The organism is Pontibacillus sp. HMF3514 (genome assembly GCF_009858175.1).
Lineage (GTDB): Bacteria > Bacillota > Bacilli > Bacillales > BH030062 > Pontibacillus.
Genome location: NZ_CP047393.1, coordinates 2,378,707 through 2,397,306, shown reverse-complemented (window position 1 = coordinate 2,397,306; position 18,600 = coordinate 2,378,707). Strand labels below are relative to the sequence as shown.

The window sequence follows — 18,600 nt, the reverse complement described above, 5'->3', positions numbered from 1 at the left end:
GTTTTGGAGGATGTTATGGAGATAACTATAAAAGAATTACCACACAGTGGTATTAAAATGAACAAAAATCTAGCGATCTGTGTCGATGGAGAAACATATATTTTGAAATCTTATCCACTAATGAAATTAGGTAGCGTGGAAAATGATAAAGAATCGATAATTTGCCTTGTAAGGTCTGTACACAAAGCGTTAGTGGATAAAGATTTAAAAACCTTCAGGGAGATAAATGTCAAGCATAAGAGTATTTCACTAAAACTAAGCATTCACTTTTGGCATGATAAACTCTTAGAACTAGTAAGGTTTTATTTTGAAAGTAAATACCCAAAAGAGTTGCCAACTATGGGCGATGCTATCAATAGTAACAAGATGTTTGGTAGTAAATCAAAAGAAATTCATCATATTTGGGCAGATATTAGAAAGATAGTTGATGAGTTAACTTTGTCATGGCTTAAAAAAGCTATTGATGACTTTAATGTACCTGAGATTAAAAGACTTCAATCCCGACTAAGTTTTCTGGGGTATTCAAACATGCAATTTTCAGATGAAAAAGCATTAGAACTTATTAAGAAATTGGCAGAGGAAGATATAGAATCTTTTATCGAACCAGACCCTCATTCACTCCACAGACGATTGTTCCCTAAACGAGAATTTACTTCCGAAGCTTATAAACATGAAAGGTATCTATGCGATTGTGTTGCATTAGAAGTAAAACCATTATATATTTCAAAAATGAAAAGTCTAAAAATAGACTTCAAAAGCGATGTTTGGACTTCTTATATAGAGAAGGAAACCGGTCAATTCAAAATTGTAAATATTTACTTTGAAGATCTATTTGAACCATTGAAAAGTGAGATAAAAGATTACATAAAATATCTCGTGGTTGAAGAAGGATATGAATTGATTTCGCTTCAAAGTACTGTCAATTATATAAAAATATTTGTAACTCATTTACAAAAAACGAGTAATGCTAGTGTTAAGAATGAAAAAGTTAATATATTCCAGGGGATTTCAGAGGATATAAGTAAAATAAGATACACCCCCCACCTATTATTGTTTAAAGCAGACTTAGAAGAACATTACAAAATCGGTACAATTTCAAGATCTTATGGTGCAATGGCCAGGTTTTTCACATGGTACACCAAAAAACATAACAAAAAAGTTCCCAACCCTTTTCATCTGGTGGGATTTAAAAATGCTAACCTCGATGTAAAACACATAGAAGCAATCCCGGAGGAAATTGTAGAGATCATTAATGATAATCTTAAACGACTTAGTCCTATGCACCAGAATGCTTGGATTATACTAATGAACACGGGGATGAGGGCTTCAGATTTAATTAATCTAAAGTGTGATGGGCTTTACTGGAATGAAAAAAATGAACAATGGCAATTAAAGTATATTCCTATTAAACAAGAGAAAGAAAAACGTATCAAACAAGAGGATATATATCATGAAGTATATGCAACTCCTGCATTAAGAGCTGCTTTTAATAGTCAATTGCAAGCTACCGAAGAGATTAGAAAAGCTTCCGGTTTTGAAACTTTGTTTATCCATAAATTTAACGGCATTAAAATTATGGCTAGGGATTCTTTATCTTATGCTGTAAATAGAATTTTAACTCAAATAGGGGTAGATTTTCGATTTTCAAATCATATGTGTAGAAAAAGCTTGATTGTAACCTTGCTAACAGAGGGCCTTTCTGTTGAAGAAATCTCGAAAGTCACAGGCAATACACCAGAAACAATTCTTCATTCATACTTTGGGTTAGAAGAAAAGAAAATTGCTGAAATGGAAACAGCTTTTTTTGATGAAGCTTTTACTCACCTATTTAAACCCAAATTTGGCGATTCATTATCTGAACAAGAATTAGAAGCAATACGAATGGAAATTAAACGAGGTTCTCGTAAAGCCCCTGATGGAAATGGTTACTGTGGTAAACACGTCGTTTTCGGACCTTGTATTAAAAGTAGATGTATAGGTTGTAGAATGCTTGTGACAGCCCCTGAGCAAATCCCTCACTATAGAGAATTACTTGCTGAACATGAGAACTATATCTCCAATTTGGAAAAACAATTTGACCTAATGGGGATTAAAAAGAAAGAATATCTAACATATCGAGATTTCCAAAGTGAACTGGATTATCTTGAATTGATTAAAGATGGTTTGAATCAATTAATCAAGTTTGTAGAGGAGAAGATCCCAGAGCATGAACACAAAAAATATCTTAACTAATCAAAATGATTTAGATGATTCTGTAGAGAACCCTTTGGTCATACCTTCCGTGATCGATGAAGACTACCTTAAGGAAGCTAAAAAATCAACAATATTATTTGGGGATTTTAAATTTGAAGATGATGTTTGGTTTTTTCATAAACTAATGGGAGAAAGAATTGATAAACAAGCTTTTATGATTTACTTTAACCAGACACCCGAGAAGCACAAAGAACTTGTAAAGTTTTACGCGATGTTTGCAGATCAGGAAGTTAGTACTAGAAATCAAGTAATTTCATTTTTAAACCACTTCTTTAAATATCTAGATTTAGTTGATTCTAACTGTTTAATTAGTGGGATAACACCTGAAATTATAAATAACTTTAAGAGGTACTTAACAATAACAAATTTGAGCAAAACTTCTAAGAATCATGCTTGGGTGAGTGTGAAATCTTTTTTTAAAGTTATGGCTGGGGTTTCAGGTGTACCTTTTATAACTATAGCTAGAAGGGACAACCCTTTTACAATAAACAAAAAAGAAAGAAAACAGAATAGAAGAAAGCCGATAGCCACTGAAGACATAGAGGAATTGGACAATTTAATGTTTGATAGATCTAATGATATTCCACTTGTTGTTAGGGTGCACTACTGGACAATGAGGTTATTTCCCAACCGTGTTAATGAAGTGAGTGGTATGAAGCTTGATTGTTTAACACCACACTTTAATCATTATATCCTACTAATACCATCGTGGAAAACAAATGGAGGGCATAGAGTTCCAGAAACTAAAGCAATTACTGTAGGATATCATGGAATCACAAAAATATATATCGACATGATTAAAGAGTTGCAAGAGCAAACAAAAGCCCTTCACCCGTATATAAATGAAAAAGTTGATGAGAGGGGGATAGATTTAACTAACTATTTATTCTTATATGGTGTAGGTTTCGGATTAAAAACAGATTCAACTGGAAAAATTAAAGTTAGAAGACAAGTGAAAACAGTTCCTCGTCTATATGCGAGTTGGAAAGCAAACGAAATCTTAAAACAAGCTTGTGAGCACTTGGGAATTAAGGATCACATAACAACACACCGTTTTCGACATAATAGTGTTACTTCTCGTTCTAAGTTTGGTTTTACAGATGAACAAACAATGCATCGAACAAAGCATAAAAGTAAAACGATGTTGAGGAATTACGAACATATAGATGAAAACTATACTAAGTCCGTGCATAATACGGTTACAAAAGAGCTGAACCCAATTGATTCGTCACCAGTGTTATTCAAAGGAACAATAATAAACATGAAAAATCAATTTACTGAGAAAGCTTTAAAACAAAAAGGAATCGCTCCTTATCTTGTTGGAAGATTGAAGAAACCAGGACAAACTGTAGGGGTGTGCAGTCAAACTGCTGTGGATCAATGTGCTCCTGATGGAACTCCTATTAAATATGAATGCTATGCTTGTAATTGGTTTGTTCCTTTAGCAGATAAGTACGGAGATTACAAGGAGGATTATGAGTATTGGAAAGAGCGGAGTGAAAAAGCGAGAGGTAACTCCGAGTTAGCTGCGACTTATGAAAATGCCGTCCGTAACATGGCTCTTTTAGAACGTGTGATTAATATATGTGATCATGGCATAGAAAAGTATAAACAACAAGTAGTCGAAGGGATAGAACATGAAACAGTATATGATTGGAAATAACATAGGGGAGGAATTTTATGGGGTATAACCAAGGCGTGAAAAAGTATCAAAAAGAGAAGCATAAAGAAACCCTTCAACTGGTCATGGATGCAGTTGAGGCTATTAGAATGAGTAATCCTCATACTCCTATAACTCGAAAACTGCTATTAAATATGCTAAAAGATGACGATACTGGGATTCCTATGGTTGCACCGGCCACTTTGTATAAAGATGAATATCTTAAAATATGGAATCCTTCAAAATGGGAAGAAAAAAATAAAAATCATGAGTTAGAACAGATTGAAGAGCATGGAAAAGAAATTGAAGAATTGACTAAAGAAGTTATAAATCTTCGAAAAATAATTAAGAAAAATGAAGCAAAAATAGAAAAGAAGGATGAAAAAATTGAACAATTATTATCACGGATTGAGGTAATGAAAACAGAACGCAGAGAAAATGAGGATACAATAGAAAAACTTGAAGGGTTATTAATAGCATGCGATGAAATCCTTGCTATAAAAAAATTATCAGTATCTGGAATAGCGTCTAATTTAAAAGAAGGAATTACTTTAATGAAGGAAAAAAGTAGATAGAGCTAAACTAATATTTCCATCCATCAAACAATATATCCTTCTCAATTATTTTCTTAGTAAGCACAATAAATATTTTGACAATAAATGAATCAATCGCTTTATTTTTAACCTATATTTGAGTAGGAACTATGTGGATACAAAGAGAGTTCAATATTCCTCTAAGGTAGTGTGTTTCTTGAGGTCACCACATGCTAGACTTCTAATTTTGGTATTGCTATAATTATAAGTAAAATTGAGCTTAGATTCGTTGTGAATCTGGCCTTATTAGATTGAATACTAAAATATAGACACACGCGACTATCGAATGTATTGATAGTCGCGTATTGTATGAATGGTGGTATTAATGCCACTTTTAGTCTAGTGTTCCTTCAAATTAGTATTAGAAATCTGGAGAGGAGATACAGATGAATCCAGTTGAAATTGAAGAAGCAGTCTCCGAGTTGATATCCCAGCCTTTTGATAAGGAGGATTTTCCCTTTGTCTTTCTGCGGGCATTTGGAAACAAAGAGACAACAATCAAACGCTTGCGCTCAGGGGAAACGAATAAATCCGATCTGGGCGGAGTTCTACAGACTAACAACATACATATTGCGGTTGCCCCACTTGGTGAAGTAACGAAGACCCTTTCTAATCTAAAAGAAAGCCGAGCAACGACCAAGTCAAAAGCGCGTTATATCCTCGCTACAGACGGTGAATATATAGAATCAGAGGAACTGGAGTCCGGAGAAACAATTGTTTGTGCTTATGAGGATTTACCAGATCATTTTGGCTTTTTTCTCCCGCTTGCTGGTATCACGACCGTAAAGCAGGTACGTGACAGTTCTTTCGATATAAGAGCAACAAGTCGGTTGAATAGGTTATATGTTGAGTTATTAAAATACAACCCAGAATGGGGAACTACCGAACGGCGCACCGAAATGAACCACTTCATGGCTCGGTTGATTTTCTGCTTCTTTGCCGAAGACACAGGTATTTTTAGAAGGAGTGGTATGTTTACTGAAACCATCGAGCAGATGAGTGCGAGTGATGCCTCAAACATGCATGAGGTAATCAGTGAAATTTTCCGTGCTATGAGTACAAAAATTCCAAACCGTAAGGCAGAAAAACTACCACGTTGGGCGGACAGATTCCCATTCGTGAACGGAGGACTCTTCACTGGCGGTACCGAAGTGCCTAGATTTAGCAAAATCGCAAGGTCCTACCTTCTGCACATCGGTAATCTCGATTGGACTAAAATCAATCCTGACATCTTCGGTTCTATGATTCAGGCAGTTGCTGACGAGGACGAACGTGGTATGATCGGAATGCACTACACGAGTGTGCCAAATATCTTGAAGGTACTTAATCCACTGTTTTTGGATGATCTGCATGAGCAGCTTGAAATAGCTGGTGACAACCCTCGAATGTTACTTAATTTACGTAAGCGTTTATCGAAAATTCGGGTATTTGATCCAGCTTGCGGATCAGGTAACTTCCTGGTAATCGCCTACAAGAAGATGAGGGAAATTGAAAACACGATTAACGAGCGACGAGATGAAGAAGGTCGTAAGAGTGACATTCCACTTACCAATTTTCGCGGCATCGAGCTACGTCACTTTTCAGCCGAAATTGCTCGTTTGGCCCTCATAATTGCTGAATTCCAGTGTGACGTTCTTTATCGTGGAATGACGCTAGCTATTTCTGAGTTTTTGCCATTATCAAAGAAAAACTGGATCACATGTGGTAATGCGCTTCGGTTGGATTGGCTTAGTATTTGTCCACCAACAGGAACAAATGTGAAGCACCATGCCGACGACCTTTTTAGCACCCCATTGGATCAAGTGGAAATAGACTTCGAAAATGAGGGTGGGGAGACATATATTTGTGGAAATCCTCCTTATAGAGGGAGTCAATGGCAATCAGAGGAACAGAAAGAGGATCTTCGTTTAATATTCGCCGGAAGAACTAAAAACTGGAAGTCATTAGATTACGTTTCCGGTTGGTTTTTGAAAGCAACGGATTATGGTATGAATACTCCGACAGTTTCAGCATTTGTGGCCACTAATTCAATATCTCAAGGGAGACAAGTGAAAAACTTGTGGTCGTTGATCTTTGATTCTGGACAACAAATTGCTTTCGCTCATACATCGTTTAAGTGGGCCAACCTCGCAAGTAAGAATGCTGGGGTAACAGTGGTTATCGTAGGTATTTCTAACAAGCCAGTTAAAAACCGGAAAGTTTACAGTGAAACTCCAGATGGTGGAGTTATTGCAAAATCTACTGGGCACATCAACGCTTACCTTGTACCAGGCTCGAACACGATAGTTGGTACACGGAGTAAGCCGTTAAGCGAGATTAACGAAATGACCTTCGGTAACATGCCTAACGATGGTGGTGGCTTGTTATTAGACCTTGAAGAAGCCGAGAGAGCTATACAAATGCATAATGTCCCGGCTCATTTTATTCGCCCATTTTTCGGATCGCAGGAATATATTCGAGGTCGAGAACGAAGATGTATATGGGTTAAGGAAAGTGATAGTGAGGAGGCGATCGCAAATGAGTGGCTATTCTCACGATTTGAGAGCGTTCGGAAGAAGCGAGAGAACTCTAACAGAAAAGCCACACAAGATCTTGCTAGTTTCCCTTATCGTTTTGGCGAGGTACGTCAAAGCGGAGACGAGCAGATTATAGTTGTCCCTGGGGTGAGCTCAGAGGATCGGTCATATTTACCAGTTGGATTACTCCCATCCGGCAGTATAGTTAGTAACAAGAATTTTGCCTTACTGGATGCGCCACTCTGGAACCTCGCCCTGATAGCTTCACGCATGCACTGGGTATGGATAGGTGCTGTCTGTGTTAGGTTAGAAATGCGATTCTCCTATTCCAACACACTCGGGTGGAACACATTTCCTGTTCCTGCATTGACCGAAAAAAACAAAGCAGATCTGACCCGTTGCGCAGAGGACATACTACTCGCTCGTGAAGCGCACTTCCCGAAAACGATCGCCGATCTCTATGATTCCGAGAAAATGCCTGAGGATTTGCGTCAGGCACACGAGCGGAATGATGAGGTGTTGGAGCGCATTTTTATAGGCCGTCGTTTCCTTAACGACACAGAGCGATTGGAGAAAATGTTTGATCTTTATACCAAAATGACAAATTCAACTAATACAAGAAAAACAAAGGGGAGGAAGACGCATGACCAACGGAAATAAATCAAACACTTCAATTTCTGTGTCCTATGCCCGTAACCAAAGTTCCACTAAGACCAATGAGTTGGGTATGCGACCAATGCAGGAACGAGCGTATGAGCGTAGAGGTGAGCAGTACTTACTTATAAAGTCGCCGCCCGCATCCGGGAAGAGTAGAGCACTGATGTTTATTGCCCTTGACAAGCTATATAACCAAGGGCTTAAGCAGGCAATAATAGTGGTGCCAGAAAAGTCGATTGGTGCCAGTTTCAATGATGAACCCTTAGGCCAATTTGGGTTTTGGGCCGATTGGAGAGTGAAGCCGAAATGGAACTTATGTAACGCGCCCGGTACTGATAATGGGGGGAAGGTTGGTTCTGTAGAAGCTTTTCTTGATAGTGACGACGAAGTATTGATTTGTACTCACGCTACCTTCCGGTTTTCAGTTGATAAATTAGGGGTTGAAGCGTTCGATAATAGGTTAATTGCCGTGGATGAAATTCATCACGTTTCGGCTAACCCCGACAACAAACTCGGCCTTCATCTTGGGGAGTTCATCTCTCGTGATCGGGTCCATATTGTGGCTATGACCGGTTCATACTTCAGAGGTGACGCTGAGGCAGTGTTGGCTCCTCAGGACGAGTCTAAGTTCGATACTGTTACCTATACTTATTATGAGCAACTCAACGGCTACGAGTACCTTAAGCAACTAGATGTTGGCTATTTTTTTTATAAGAATTCATATATAGATGACATCCTTAAAGTGCTAGATCCGCTTGAAAAGACTATCATCCACATACCGAACGTTAATTCGCGTGAAAGCACGAAGAACAAGATTAAGGAAGTCGAACACATTATTGAAGAACTAGGTGAATGGCAGGGAACTGATCCTTCTACTGGCTTTCAGCTAGTAAAGATGTCTTCTGGCAGAATTCTTCGAATTGCCGACCTGGTTGATGATGACCAGACGAAGCGCGACCGTGTATCCACTGCATTAAAAGATCCTTCAAATAAAAACAACCGTGACTATGTAGACATCATCATTGCGCTTGGAATGGCAAAGGAAGGATTTGACTGGATTTGGTGTGAGCACGCGCTTACGGTCGGTTATCGTGCTAGTCTCACAGAGATTGTTCAAATAATTGGTCGTGCTACTCGTGATGCTCCAGGTAAAACCCGTGCCCGTTTCACTAATCTGATTGCGGAACTGGACGCTTCTGAGCAGGCTGTTACAGAGGCAGTTAACGATACACTGAAGGCTATTACTGCTAGCTTGCTGATGGAGTCAGTACTTGCTCCACGGTTTGAGTTTAAGTCTAAGAGTACAACAAGTGGTCCGGAGCCTGGGGTTGACTATGGGGCTACTGGTTATGACCCGGAAAAGTGTAATGTGGGCTTCAACCATGATACAGGTCAATTAGAAATCGAGATAAATGGGCTCTCCGAGCCTAAGAGCGAGGAAGCTGTGCGTATTTGTCGTGAAGACTTGAACGAAGTTATTGCGACATTCGTTCAAGACAAAACAACAATTGAGCGAGGCTTATTTGACTACGAAGTAGTTCCTGAGGAATTGACCCAGGTTAGAATGGGCAAAATAATCAATGAAAAGTACCCTAACCTAGACGCAGAGGATCACGAAGCAGTACGCCAGCAAGCCATCGCTGCTCTTAACCTTACTCAGCAGGCTAAACAGACTGCACAAGGAGGCTCTACAGGTGGTAGTAATGATCCTCACTCCAACACTGCTCTCGTAGATGGTGTGCGTAAATTTATAATGGATGTGCGTGAATTGGACATTGATCTTATTGATAGAATCAATCCATTTAGTGAGGCGTATGCCATTCTTTCCAAATCTATAAATGAGGACAGCTTAAAAAAGGTTTCGGAAGTGATTACTGCTAAACGTGTAAGTATTTCTTACGAAGAGGCTAGAGCGCTAGCTGAGAGAGCTCTTCAATTCAAAAAGGAAATTGGACGATTACCCGATATTAACGCCCAAGATCCATGGGAAAAACGCATGGCCGAAGGTGTTGCAGCCTTAAGACGCTACCGAGCGAAACAGACGGTAGAAAATGGCGCTGGAGGGAATAGAAATGACTAGGCTTTCTGATGATGATTTACTAGATGAACTTGGTGTTGAGAAGGAGAAAGTGAAGACAAACTCATACTCGTCGCGCGAAGAACACATCATTGCTGGTTTTAAGGAGATTCAGGGATTTGTCGAGAGATACGAACGTCTTCCTCAACATGGAGAAGTAGATGAAGTATTTGAAAGAATGTACGCCGTGCGACTCGATAGCTTGCGAGCACAGGAAGAATGTAGAGCTCTTCTTTCTTCACTCGATTATCAAGGTCTATTGAACAAAAATGAAGTTTCAACAACAGATTCAAAAGAAACAATGGATGACGATGATTTGCTTTCCGAACTTGAAGATAGGGATAACAATTCCGATATCGATATCTCAGAATTAAACCATGTACGTTCCCAAACTGAAATAAAGGCGGCGGAGGAAATCGCTAAAAGGGAGAAGTGTAGTGAGTTCAGTCGCTTCCAACCATTGTTTGATAAAGCTGAGTATGAACTCAGTACAGGGGTGCGACAAGCAAGGCCATTTGGTAAGGATACAAGTGTAAATACTGGTAACTTCTTCATTTTAGGTGGCCAACTTGTGTACGTGGCTGAGAAGGGGGAAGAATTTAAAGCACCAAATGGGCAACCTGATGCTCGACTAAGGGTTATCTATTCCAATGGGACCGAGAATAACCTCCTCCTTAGGTCTTTGCAGCGCGCCCTGTACAAAGATGAGGTTGGGCGCCGTTTGACAGATCCTGATTTAGGTTCATTTTTCAGCGCAACCTGGGATGAAGAAGATATTGAGAGTGGTACAATCTATGTCTTACGAAGTTTTTCCAATCATCCCTTCGTTATTGAGCACAGGGAACTAATTCACAAGATCGGAGTTACGGGTGGAAAATTAGAAACCCGTATAGCCAATGCAAAAAACGATGCCACATATCTTATGGCTGATGTCGAAGTCATTGCTACCTACAAATTGGCCGGGATCAAACGGACAAAGCTTGAGGGCATATTACACCGTATCTTTACCCCAGCTCATATAGACCTCACCATCCTTGATCGCTTTGGCCACCCTGTACACCCTAAGGAATGGTTTCTCGTGCCGATACATGTAATTGATGAAGCAGTAGAGCGTATTATGGATGGTTCTATTACTAACGTGGTATATGATCCCAAAACGGCCAGTCTGGTACACCTTGCTTAATTTTTAATGGGATAAATAAAAGAATAAAATGAACCAATAATATGAGAAAACCACCTCCAGAATTGCATGTGAAATGATCTGCATTTAGAGGTGGTTTTCTCATGGAATGTTATAGGTCAAAAATCGTTCAATGATACGACGAACCATATTAAACTCACCTTAAAGTACATAGAATTTAGTTATAACCCATTGATCTAATCAGTGGAATTTCGAGTTCAATTTGAAGAAATGATTGAAAGGAACTTTAGAATGTAAATCAACTCAGTGGGAATGATTGTTTAATTGAGGAGATTCAATATGTTGCTCAGAATCTCCCATGAAGACGAATATCATTGGAACCATATCCTAATTGTCTTAGTGCTTTAGATGAATGTACCTATCATTTATCAATATTTTCTTCTATTTGGTCTTGTTTTCAACATATATCCTGATTTTATTGTCTTATGTAATTCATCTTTGGGTTTACTTTTAATTACACTAACTACATACTCTCTTTCGATTTCTACAAAGTACTGTTCATGAGCCTTTTCTATCACCCTCTTTATGCTGTTAGTTATGGCATATTGTTTGATTATCCATTTATCTAGAGTATCCACTTCATACTCCTCCACCAATTTCAAATAATGTTGGAGTCGTTCTACTTCCTTTTGTGCTCTTTCTACAGTAATTAGTTTCGACACAGTTACTCCTCCTTTCAAAGGGTATTCTACGTCAAAAGAAAAATGTCCTTTTATTCCTTGAGGATATAAATAATTTTTTCGACAGCCTTTTCAAATGTATCAGTACATAAGCGAAAGCAATCTTGTGTGTATAGCTTATCAAATAACAGCAATAGTACTATACCTATCCTTAATTCAAGGTGAACAGGTACCCATCACTTTTAGTTTCTTAATTAACAAAGTAGGGGCATAAAGAGTATAGTTATATAATATCTATGAAAGAGAGAGGCAATTATAGTTCTTGATTGTGTATGTAAACAATAAAAAAGGGTGAGAAATGTCGTGAATTTATATAAAAATGAACCACAAAATGAGCAAGAAGTAGAAAGTGCCATTGAAGAAGGTAGAAAACTATAAAACAAAAAAACAGGCTACCACTTTCCGGTTGGAAAAAATGGCAGCCAAAGAAGTTGTTTTGTTTCTATCTCAAATGACTGGATCGGTCTCCAATGAGATATTCATTATTGAGGCCAAACCGTACCAAACCAGACCACACCACACCACGCCATACCGTATCGCACCGCACCAGACCACACCGCATAAATTTATTGTTACTTAATCATCCCAAACATTATCCCTCCATCCAGGATTAATAATTCCATCTTGTAATGCTCTATCAATCATACCCTGATGTCTTATGTCAGCACGAAGTACATGACACCTTCGACACAATGTACGTAAGTTCTTCATTTTGTTCGTACCCATCAAGCCAGATTTCTTATGGTCTATATGACAGGAATTGAGGTCTACACTCTCCAAACACTTAGTGCATTTTCCGCCGTCCCTATTCCATATCTTTTTTCTTACATCTCTCCATAACTCTGAATCTAATCTGTTTTTAGGCAATCTTCTCACCAATATAGGAAAATTTCTTTATAGAAAATTTCCCAAAGCCAATACTTCTACCATCACCAAAGCCTGAAAACTTCCCTGCATCAATAAAGATTTGCTCCATATGCTCTTTGCCTACAATTGTATTATCAAATTGAATTCTGAATTTACCAGACCAACCAGGGTTTAAACAAACTCTGTACCTTATATTTTTGCTTCCCCTACTATTTTTATTTGTTACTCCTCGAACATCTAAAAAAACATCATCTAATTCTGATTTTGATAAAATGTCTTTCGGTAGGTTTCTGTTTAACAAAATCTTTTCATCAAGTATTTCTAGAGTAGCTGCTACATCTTTTTGGTATGTCCCTTTTCCCTTGCGAAGCATTTTTGCGCCATTAAGCGCACAAGCAAATGCATACGAAAAAGGTAAATAAAACTGACCTGACTCTGTAACTTTTACAGAACTCTTCCACTCTTCTGGATTATTACCTGCAGACCCTTTCATTTCAGGCCTTTTTAAAGACAATGCCTCTACAGTAAAACTATTATATAGAAGTGGTTTTATCCCTTCAAATTCTACCTCAGCCAATACAATAGCCATGTATAATACCTCCTATTATTTGTTTACTATAGTCATCATTATAGCCAATTTTTTGATTTGAATACTATAGTCTGTGGACTATAAGTCACATTTTTTGAACAATCAAAGTATTAAGTAACTATTATAGAAGGTGACTATTACTTGAAATTAGAGGAAGTAATTGGAGATGTACTAAAGCGATATAGAAAAAGTGCTGGTTTATCTCAAGAAGAATTAGCTTTAAGATGTGACTTAGATCGAACATACATATCATTGTTAGAGAGAGGGAAGAGAAGGGCTACGGTGCATACAATTTTTACTATTTGCGATCAACTAAAAGTCAAGCCAAGTAATTTTATTACTGAAGTAGAAGGTATATTATTAAAGAATGAAGAAATATAATCATTGTATTACGCTGCCAAATTTTTGGCGGCGTGATTTTTGTTAGAAGGACTTTTACAAATTTCAGCGAAATTAAAAATTTAGGTATCCTCAGTTTTGGGGTGGACTTCTATATTTGTTAATGCTTTAAAATTTATTTTGGAGGGGTGTTCGTGAAATATCTGGTTTTAGATTCAAACATTTATATTAATATGATAATAAATAGAGATACGAGTGTGAATGCTAATACGCATAAAGTATTGTTTGACATGTTAGCGGATAATGTCGAAGTTAAACTGGTAGTTCCTGAGATAGTATTGAGTGAGGTTAATAGGAATACAAAGAATTATATGCGTGATTTAATAAGAGACCTAGATGAAGTCATTGAAAAAATGAAAGGGATAAATTGGTTGAATGTTGAAAACAGCAAATATGATGGAAGATACTTCGAAGAATTTGTGAAAGAACTAAAGAGGAAAAAGGAAGTTCTTAAAGATAAAAAAGATATAATTGAGAAAACCCAAGGTAAAAAAATTAAATCTTTAATGAATAGAACAGACAACCTTCATATTGTTGCTGATGATCCAATTATTTCTCAAGCAATGAAAAGGAAAATTTTTAAGGCTGCGCCATGTCATATAAAAGAAGAGTATGGTGATGCGGTAGTATATGAGTCAATTAAACAAATGAAACGATTAGTTGATGTTTGGAGTGACGAAGATCAGGTTTACTTTATTACTAACAATTATACAGATTTTAGTGCTCCCGATGATAAAACTAAACTCCATCCTCAATTACAAATGGAGTTTATAGGTGAGTATGATATGGAACTAAATTATTCTATATTCTTACTTAAAACTTTGAAAGAGAATTTCTCCCAGGAGATAATAACATCTGATCAAGTAAATGAAGAATACTATGAACATATGGCTACACATGAGCCTGCATTTTAAACAAATTATTGAATAATCTCGAACTCAAATATTCAGCTATTGGGTGTCGGGGGTGGAATAATAAGTAAATTAATAGACCGCAAAATGTGCAAAGTTTTATACAAAACTCTTATTTTGAAGTCTGTTTTAATATGCAAAAAACCATACTGCCATTTCATACATACCAAACACATCTAAAGAAGGATTAGTGTCTTATTTTATTGAAAATAAGAGGTTAATCAAGATTATAATTAATTCCATATTTTGATAAGATAGTAGGAGCAGTATCATACATGGAGGTATTACATGGTTAGTGAACGGACGTTACATGTTTTCTACGATTTGTTGACTGAATATAGCACTCTAAACAAAATTGAAACATTATTTGAAAGTGAAGGGATATATCAACAAAATGAATACACTAGCAAAATGAGTGGGAGTAGAAGGTCACTTGCGGATACATACGTTGCATCTTTAAACTTAATGAACCCCAATGACTTACGAAAACTTTTTAACGTTTTTGAGATGTTCTTTATTGAAGTAGGTATTCACCATAATGTTTGGGGAGATAAAAGGTTGGATCAGTTTTTTAAATTACTTGAACGTGATGGATATTTATTTTCTGGTGACAAAATTAAATATATCAATTCTACATTCATTCCAAGTGAAATAGAAGAGTACACAAATCAATATAGCATCGAGCATGTGGAGACGGATTGGCAACGTGCTCTAAATCAATCAAAGTCAGATCCTGAAGACGCAATTACATCTACATTATCCATGATTGAGAGCACTTTGAAATGGATACTTGATGAGAAAGGTGAGGAGTACAAAAAGGGAGATAGTTTAAGTCAATTGTATAAACAGGTCTCTCATATATTGAACATGGCTCCCGATCAACACAGTGAAGGCATATTTAAGAAAATCCTTGGCTCAATAAATGGGGTTGTCACGGGACTTGGTTCCTTACGAAATGAGTTTAGCGATTCACACGGTAAAGGTATTAAGAATGCAAAACCTAGTGAGAGACATGCTAAGTTTGCTATTAATTTGAGCGGAACCATGTGCATTTATTTGATAGAGAGTTTTCAAAAAGAGTAAGTGTTAAAAATCCAAAAAATAACATTTGGGTGATATAATGGTATCATTGACTTGGAGGTGTTATGAGTGAATGAGAAAATCTCAATTCCTACTGATAGCGAAGGATATTACTCGTTAGAGTGTCCCTATTGTGGAGAGAGGTTCAAGTCTTTAGGGGGAGACATAGACTCTGAAGACACTTTAGAACTTTTCTGTCCATCTTGTGGTTTGGTTGACGAAAGCAATAGTTTTGTATCTCAAGACGTAATTGAACATGCTCAAACACTTGCAATAAATCATCTGAAACAACAATTGAACAAGACATTTAAAAACACCAATAGAAACATGAAAGGCTCTGGAATCAGCTTTGACTTCAAAGAAATGAAAGAGGAGCAGCCCAAAGAACTGAAAGAAGATGAACAGTTAGATCAGATTGAACTTCATTGTTGCGAAAAGACCATCAAGGTACATGCAGACCAAACAAGAGAAACAATCTATTGTCCATTTTGCGGGGTGAACTAAAGTGAATGAGGCATTGACAGAAAAAGAGTTTCAGAAACTTTCATTGAGTTTTAGGAGAGTGGCGAGTAGGTTCTTGAATTGTAACTTTCAAGATTACAATGAAAACCTGAAAAGGTTCCTTCTCTTTATTGAAGAATCACCGACAATAAATGATTTTATTCAAGAGAATAACGTGGAGGAATTTGACATCGAGAAAGAAATTCAAGAAAAAGGTTACCATGACCGATACCAATTGCCAATTCGAGAGTCAGAAGAAATTGCTTTCATTTATCAAATGTTGAAGTACATTTCAGACAATCAACTCGATATTCTCAGCATTGCATATGGTTATGGTAGTTCAAATAAACTTCAGGACCATATGGAAGGCTTCAATAATCAAGTTGTTCAACCTCTGGTTGACCACATAGTGAATTATTTAGGGGAGATGAAAATAGACATGGGACTTGATAAGAAATCAGGAACACATTTCACCTTCAATCGTGACTTCAAAGGTCAATTCAACCATGCTGAAGGTCAAGGTCAAGTAACCGCTCATCAAAACTATAATGAGGGAAACATTGAGGGTTTAAAGGAAGTAGCTGAAAAATTTGTTAAGGAACTTCAAAAGGATGAAACTATTCCAATTGAAGAAAAAGAGGAAGCAGTTGAATTTTTGGAAGCAGCAGTTCAAGAAGCAGAAAGTGAAAAGCCTAAAAAAGCAATTTTGAAAACTGCTATGGGAAAAGTTAGAGGAATCAATGAGATAGCAACCACTGGTACAACTCTTTTTAATTTGGGAAGTGAATTAGCTGATACTTTGGGTGGGTTCGTTGGATAACTTGGAGGAGGGACTTGTTGTTTTCAAGTTCTTTTTGTTTAGACTAAGAACATAGATTCTTATGTGTGACACTCCCTAGATTGTTTCATTGTGACGAAGCTCATGCTATCTAAAGTAGAAACGTTGATTTTCAAAAAGCTGGCGTTAAAAAGGTAAATAGTTAAATGACAGACAGTAAAACATAACAAGTGTTTGTAAAAACTATGTCATATTTTACTAAGTAGTTCAGTTTTGGAGTACAATATTGCAATTTGTACCCCTAATTGAACTACTTTTTTGTGTGAAAATGTAGTCGAAATTGTAGGGTAAACTGCATGTAAATTTGCATCACTAATTATGTGATTTAGAGGGTTTTTGGTAATAATATGGTAAAATGAATTAAAGATCGTTATTCAACTAAACCAGCTAATAGTTTGTCAACATTTTTCAATAAAAAACTGAAAAAAGACATGATAAAATAAAAAAGAACATGCCAAATAACCTTCCATTAAAACTATATTGGAAGGTTTTGTTCTATATAGGCAGATATAGTTATCAAGCTATTTCTTGGAAGTTAGTTCTGCTTTTTAAAAGAGCATAGATCCAATGTAAAAGCTTATTAACACAAGCGATGACTGCTACTCTAAAAGGTTTACCTTCGTTTCGTTTCTTATCGTAAAATTCTCTCAATTTCTTATTTCTAGGGAGTATTTCATCGGTTGTTTTCTTTTTCCGTTTGTCTCTAATCGCACAACAGACAGCCAGATATAAAGCGTGCCTTAAGCGACTAGAACCTCTTTTAGTAATGCGATTATTACTGGCTGTAAAGCGACCTGATTCAAACACACTTGGATCAACACCGGCAAAAGCCACAAGCTTTTTAGGGTGATTAAATCGATCTATTTCCCCAATTTCAGAAATAATCGTGGCAGCGATCTTTTCTCCGATACCAGGGATAGATTTAATAATCTTATATTCTTCAATTTCTTTAGCTAGAGTATCTATCTCTGCATCTAACTTTGATAGATGCTCTTTAAATTGAAGAAGCATATCAATATACATTCCCATACTTAATAGGTGACTTTGATACAGTGTCTTTTTAAAAGGATTACGAGCAGCTGCTGCTTTCAGAGTTTGTGCTTTTTCATAAGCCCACTTTTCAGAACGACTTGTACATAAATCAGCTATTCGATTTGCCAGTCTGTCTTCACTAGTCCTTAAAATATCTTCCGAGGACTTATATTCTTTGAGGATCCGTAAAGAAACAAAAGAATATAGCTCACCAAAAACCCCTTTGTATTCAGGAAATACTTGTTCCAATACAGCTTGGAACTGTAACTTTGTTTGAATAAAGTTCCCAGTAATATTTTCATGTTGCCGAGTTAAATTACGAAGGTTTAAAAGTTGAACTCCTCGCTTTTTATAAGGCTCTAAATCTTCCTTATAGTAAAGTTCACAAAGAAGATAAGCATCAACTGCATCAGTTTTCACCTTTCGTAAATTAGAGCTTTTCGCTCTAAAAGAAACCAATGGATTTACAATGATTAATAAATAATTATGCTCCTCCAGAAATTGAACAACAGGCGCATGATAATGTCCCGTTGCCTCCAAAACAATTGCTGGATCTTGACCCGTAACTTCCTTTAAATGCTTTAAAAATTCGTGAAGCGTCGTTAAACCATCTCGCGTGTGGTCTACTTTAAAATTCTTACGATATGGCTTTTTCTTGTCCAAGAATGCTTGGACCTGACTTTCCCCTTTAGATACATCCAGACCTACGACTGGATTCATTCGAATTCTCCTCCTCAAAAAATATT

The 18,600-nt window shown here is 37.0% G+C and carries 16 protein-coding genes; 12 read left to right on the top strand and 4 right to left on the bottom strand.

The window, feature by feature from the left end; all coding sequences use genetic code 11:
- The first annotated feature begins 15 nt into the window (after positions 1-15).
- The 6 genes from GS400_RS12510 (at position 16) to GS400_RS12485 (ending at position 10,939) form a co-directional block, all read left to right on the top strand.
- A complete protein-coding gene (locus GS400_RS12510; RefSeq protein WP_160102245.1) occupies positions 16-2,232 on the top strand; it encodes a tyrosine-type recombinase/integrase in 2,217 nt (738 codons plus the stop codon).
- On the top strand, positions 2,207-3,916 hold the full coding sequence (locus tag GS400_RS12505) for a tyrosine-type recombinase/integrase (RefSeq protein WP_160102243.1): 1,710 nt from the start codon (positions 2,207-2,209) through the stop codon (positions 3,914-3,916). The genes GS400_RS12510 and GS400_RS12505 overlap by 26 nt, the downstream gene beginning before the upstream one ends.
- A 17-nt stretch (positions 3,917-3,933) precedes the next feature.
- Positions 3,934-4,488 (top strand): hypothetical protein, encoded by a 555-nt coding sequence (locus tag GS400_RS12500; protein WP_160102241.1) that lies wholly within the window; start codon positions 3,934-3,936, stop codon positions 4,486-4,488.
- A gap of 404 nt (positions 4,489-4,892) precedes the next feature.
- Positions 4,893-7,682, top strand: a complete 2,790-nt coding sequence (locus GS400_RS12495; protein WP_160102239.1) for a class I SAM-dependent DNA methyltransferase — start codon at positions 4,893-4,895, stop codon at positions 7,680-7,682.
- Positions 7,666-9,759, top strand: coding sequence for a DEAD/DEAH box helicase (locus GS400_RS12490; protein WP_160102237.1), 2,094 nt, complete (start codon positions 7,666-7,668; stop codon positions 9,757-9,759). The genes GS400_RS12495 and GS400_RS12490 overlap by 17 nt, the downstream gene beginning before the upstream one ends.
- Complete coding sequence (locus tag GS400_RS12485; RefSeq protein WP_160102235.1) at positions 9,752-10,939, top strand: GIY-YIG nuclease family protein; 1,188 nt, start codon at positions 9,752-9,754, stop codon at positions 10,937-10,939. The genes GS400_RS12490 and GS400_RS12485 overlap by 8 nt, the downstream gene beginning before the upstream one ends.
- Before the next feature lie 386 nt (positions 10,940-11,325).
- Here the strand turns inward: GS400_RS12485 and GS400_RS12480 are convergent, their stop codons facing one another.
- Positions 11,326-11,619: a hypothetical protein gene (locus tag GS400_RS12480; protein WP_160102233.1), complete on the bottom strand. Its 294-nt coding sequence runs from the start codon at positions 11,617-11,619 to the stop codon at positions 11,326-11,328.
- Positions 11,620-11,992: 373 nt separating this feature from the next.
- On the opposite strand from GS400_RS12480, the gene GS400_RS12475 reads away from it, so the two are divergent.
- Complete coding sequence (locus GS400_RS12475; protein WP_160102231.1) at positions 11,993-12,217, top strand: hypothetical protein; 225 nt, start codon at positions 11,993-11,995, stop codon at positions 12,215-12,217.
- On the opposite strand, the gene GS400_RS12470 is transcribed toward GS400_RS12475, so the two are convergent.
- Together GS400_RS12470 and GS400_RS12465 are read right to left on the bottom strand one after the other, a co-directional pair.
- Positions 12,214-12,513 carry an HNH endonuclease gene (locus GS400_RS12470; RefSeq protein ID WP_236561265.1) on the bottom strand — a complete coding sequence of 100 codons (300 nt, stop codon included), beginning with the start codon at positions 12,511-12,513 and terminating at the stop codon, positions 12,214-12,216. The two genes, GS400_RS12475 and GS400_RS12470, sit on opposite strands and share 4 nt — an antisense overlap.
- Complete coding sequence (locus tag GS400_RS12465; protein ID WP_160102227.1) at positions 12,497-13,093, bottom strand: hypothetical protein; 597 nt, start codon at positions 13,091-13,093, stop codon at positions 12,497-12,499. Before GS400_RS12465 ends, GS400_RS12470 begins: the two co-directional genes overlap by 17 nt.
- Before the next feature lie 141 nt (positions 13,094-13,234).
- Here GS400_RS12465 and GS400_RS12460 point away from each other — a divergent pair, with 141 nt between their 5' ends.
- The 5 genes from GS400_RS12460 to GS400_RS12440 all read left to right on the top strand — a co-directional run bounded on the left by GS400_RS12460 (position 13,235) and on the right by GS400_RS12440 (position 16,804).
- Positions 13,235-13,474 (top strand): helix-turn-helix domain-containing protein, encoded by a 240-nt coding sequence (locus GS400_RS12460; protein WP_160102225.1) that lies wholly within the window; start codon positions 13,235-13,237, stop codon positions 13,472-13,474.
- Positions 13,475-13,626: 152 nt separating this feature from the next.
- On the top strand, positions 13,627-14,406 hold the full coding sequence (locus GS400_RS12455) for a PIN domain-containing protein (protein ID WP_160102222.1): 780 nt from the start codon (positions 13,627-13,629) through the stop codon (positions 14,404-14,406).
- Positions 14,407-14,691: 285 nt separating this feature from the next.
- Positions 14,692-15,486, top strand: coding sequence for an abortive infection family protein (locus tag GS400_RS12450; RefSeq protein ID WP_160102220.1), 795 nt, complete (start codon positions 14,692-14,694; stop codon positions 15,484-15,486).
- A 66-nt stretch (positions 15,487-15,552) separates the two neighbouring features.
- Positions 15,553-15,987, top strand: coding sequence for a TFIIB-type zinc ribbon-containing protein (locus GS400_RS12445; protein ID WP_160102218.1), 435 nt, complete (start codon positions 15,553-15,555; stop codon positions 15,985-15,987).
- Position 15,988: 1 nt separating this feature from the next.
- Positions 15,989-16,804 carry a hypothetical protein gene (locus tag GS400_RS12440; protein WP_160102216.1) on the top strand — a complete coding sequence of 272 codons (816 nt, stop codon included), beginning with the start codon at positions 15,989-15,991 and terminating at the stop codon, positions 16,802-16,804.
- Positions 16,805-17,338: 534 nt separating this feature from the next.
- Here GS400_RS12440 and GS400_RS12435 read toward each other — a convergent pair.
- Positions 17,339-18,574 carry an IS110 family RNA-guided transposase gene (locus GS400_RS12435; protein ID WP_160102074.1) on the bottom strand — a complete coding sequence of 412 codons (1,236 nt, stop codon included), beginning with the start codon at positions 18,572-18,574 and terminating at the stop codon, positions 17,339-17,341.
- Positions 18,575-18,600: the final 26 nt, after the last annotated feature.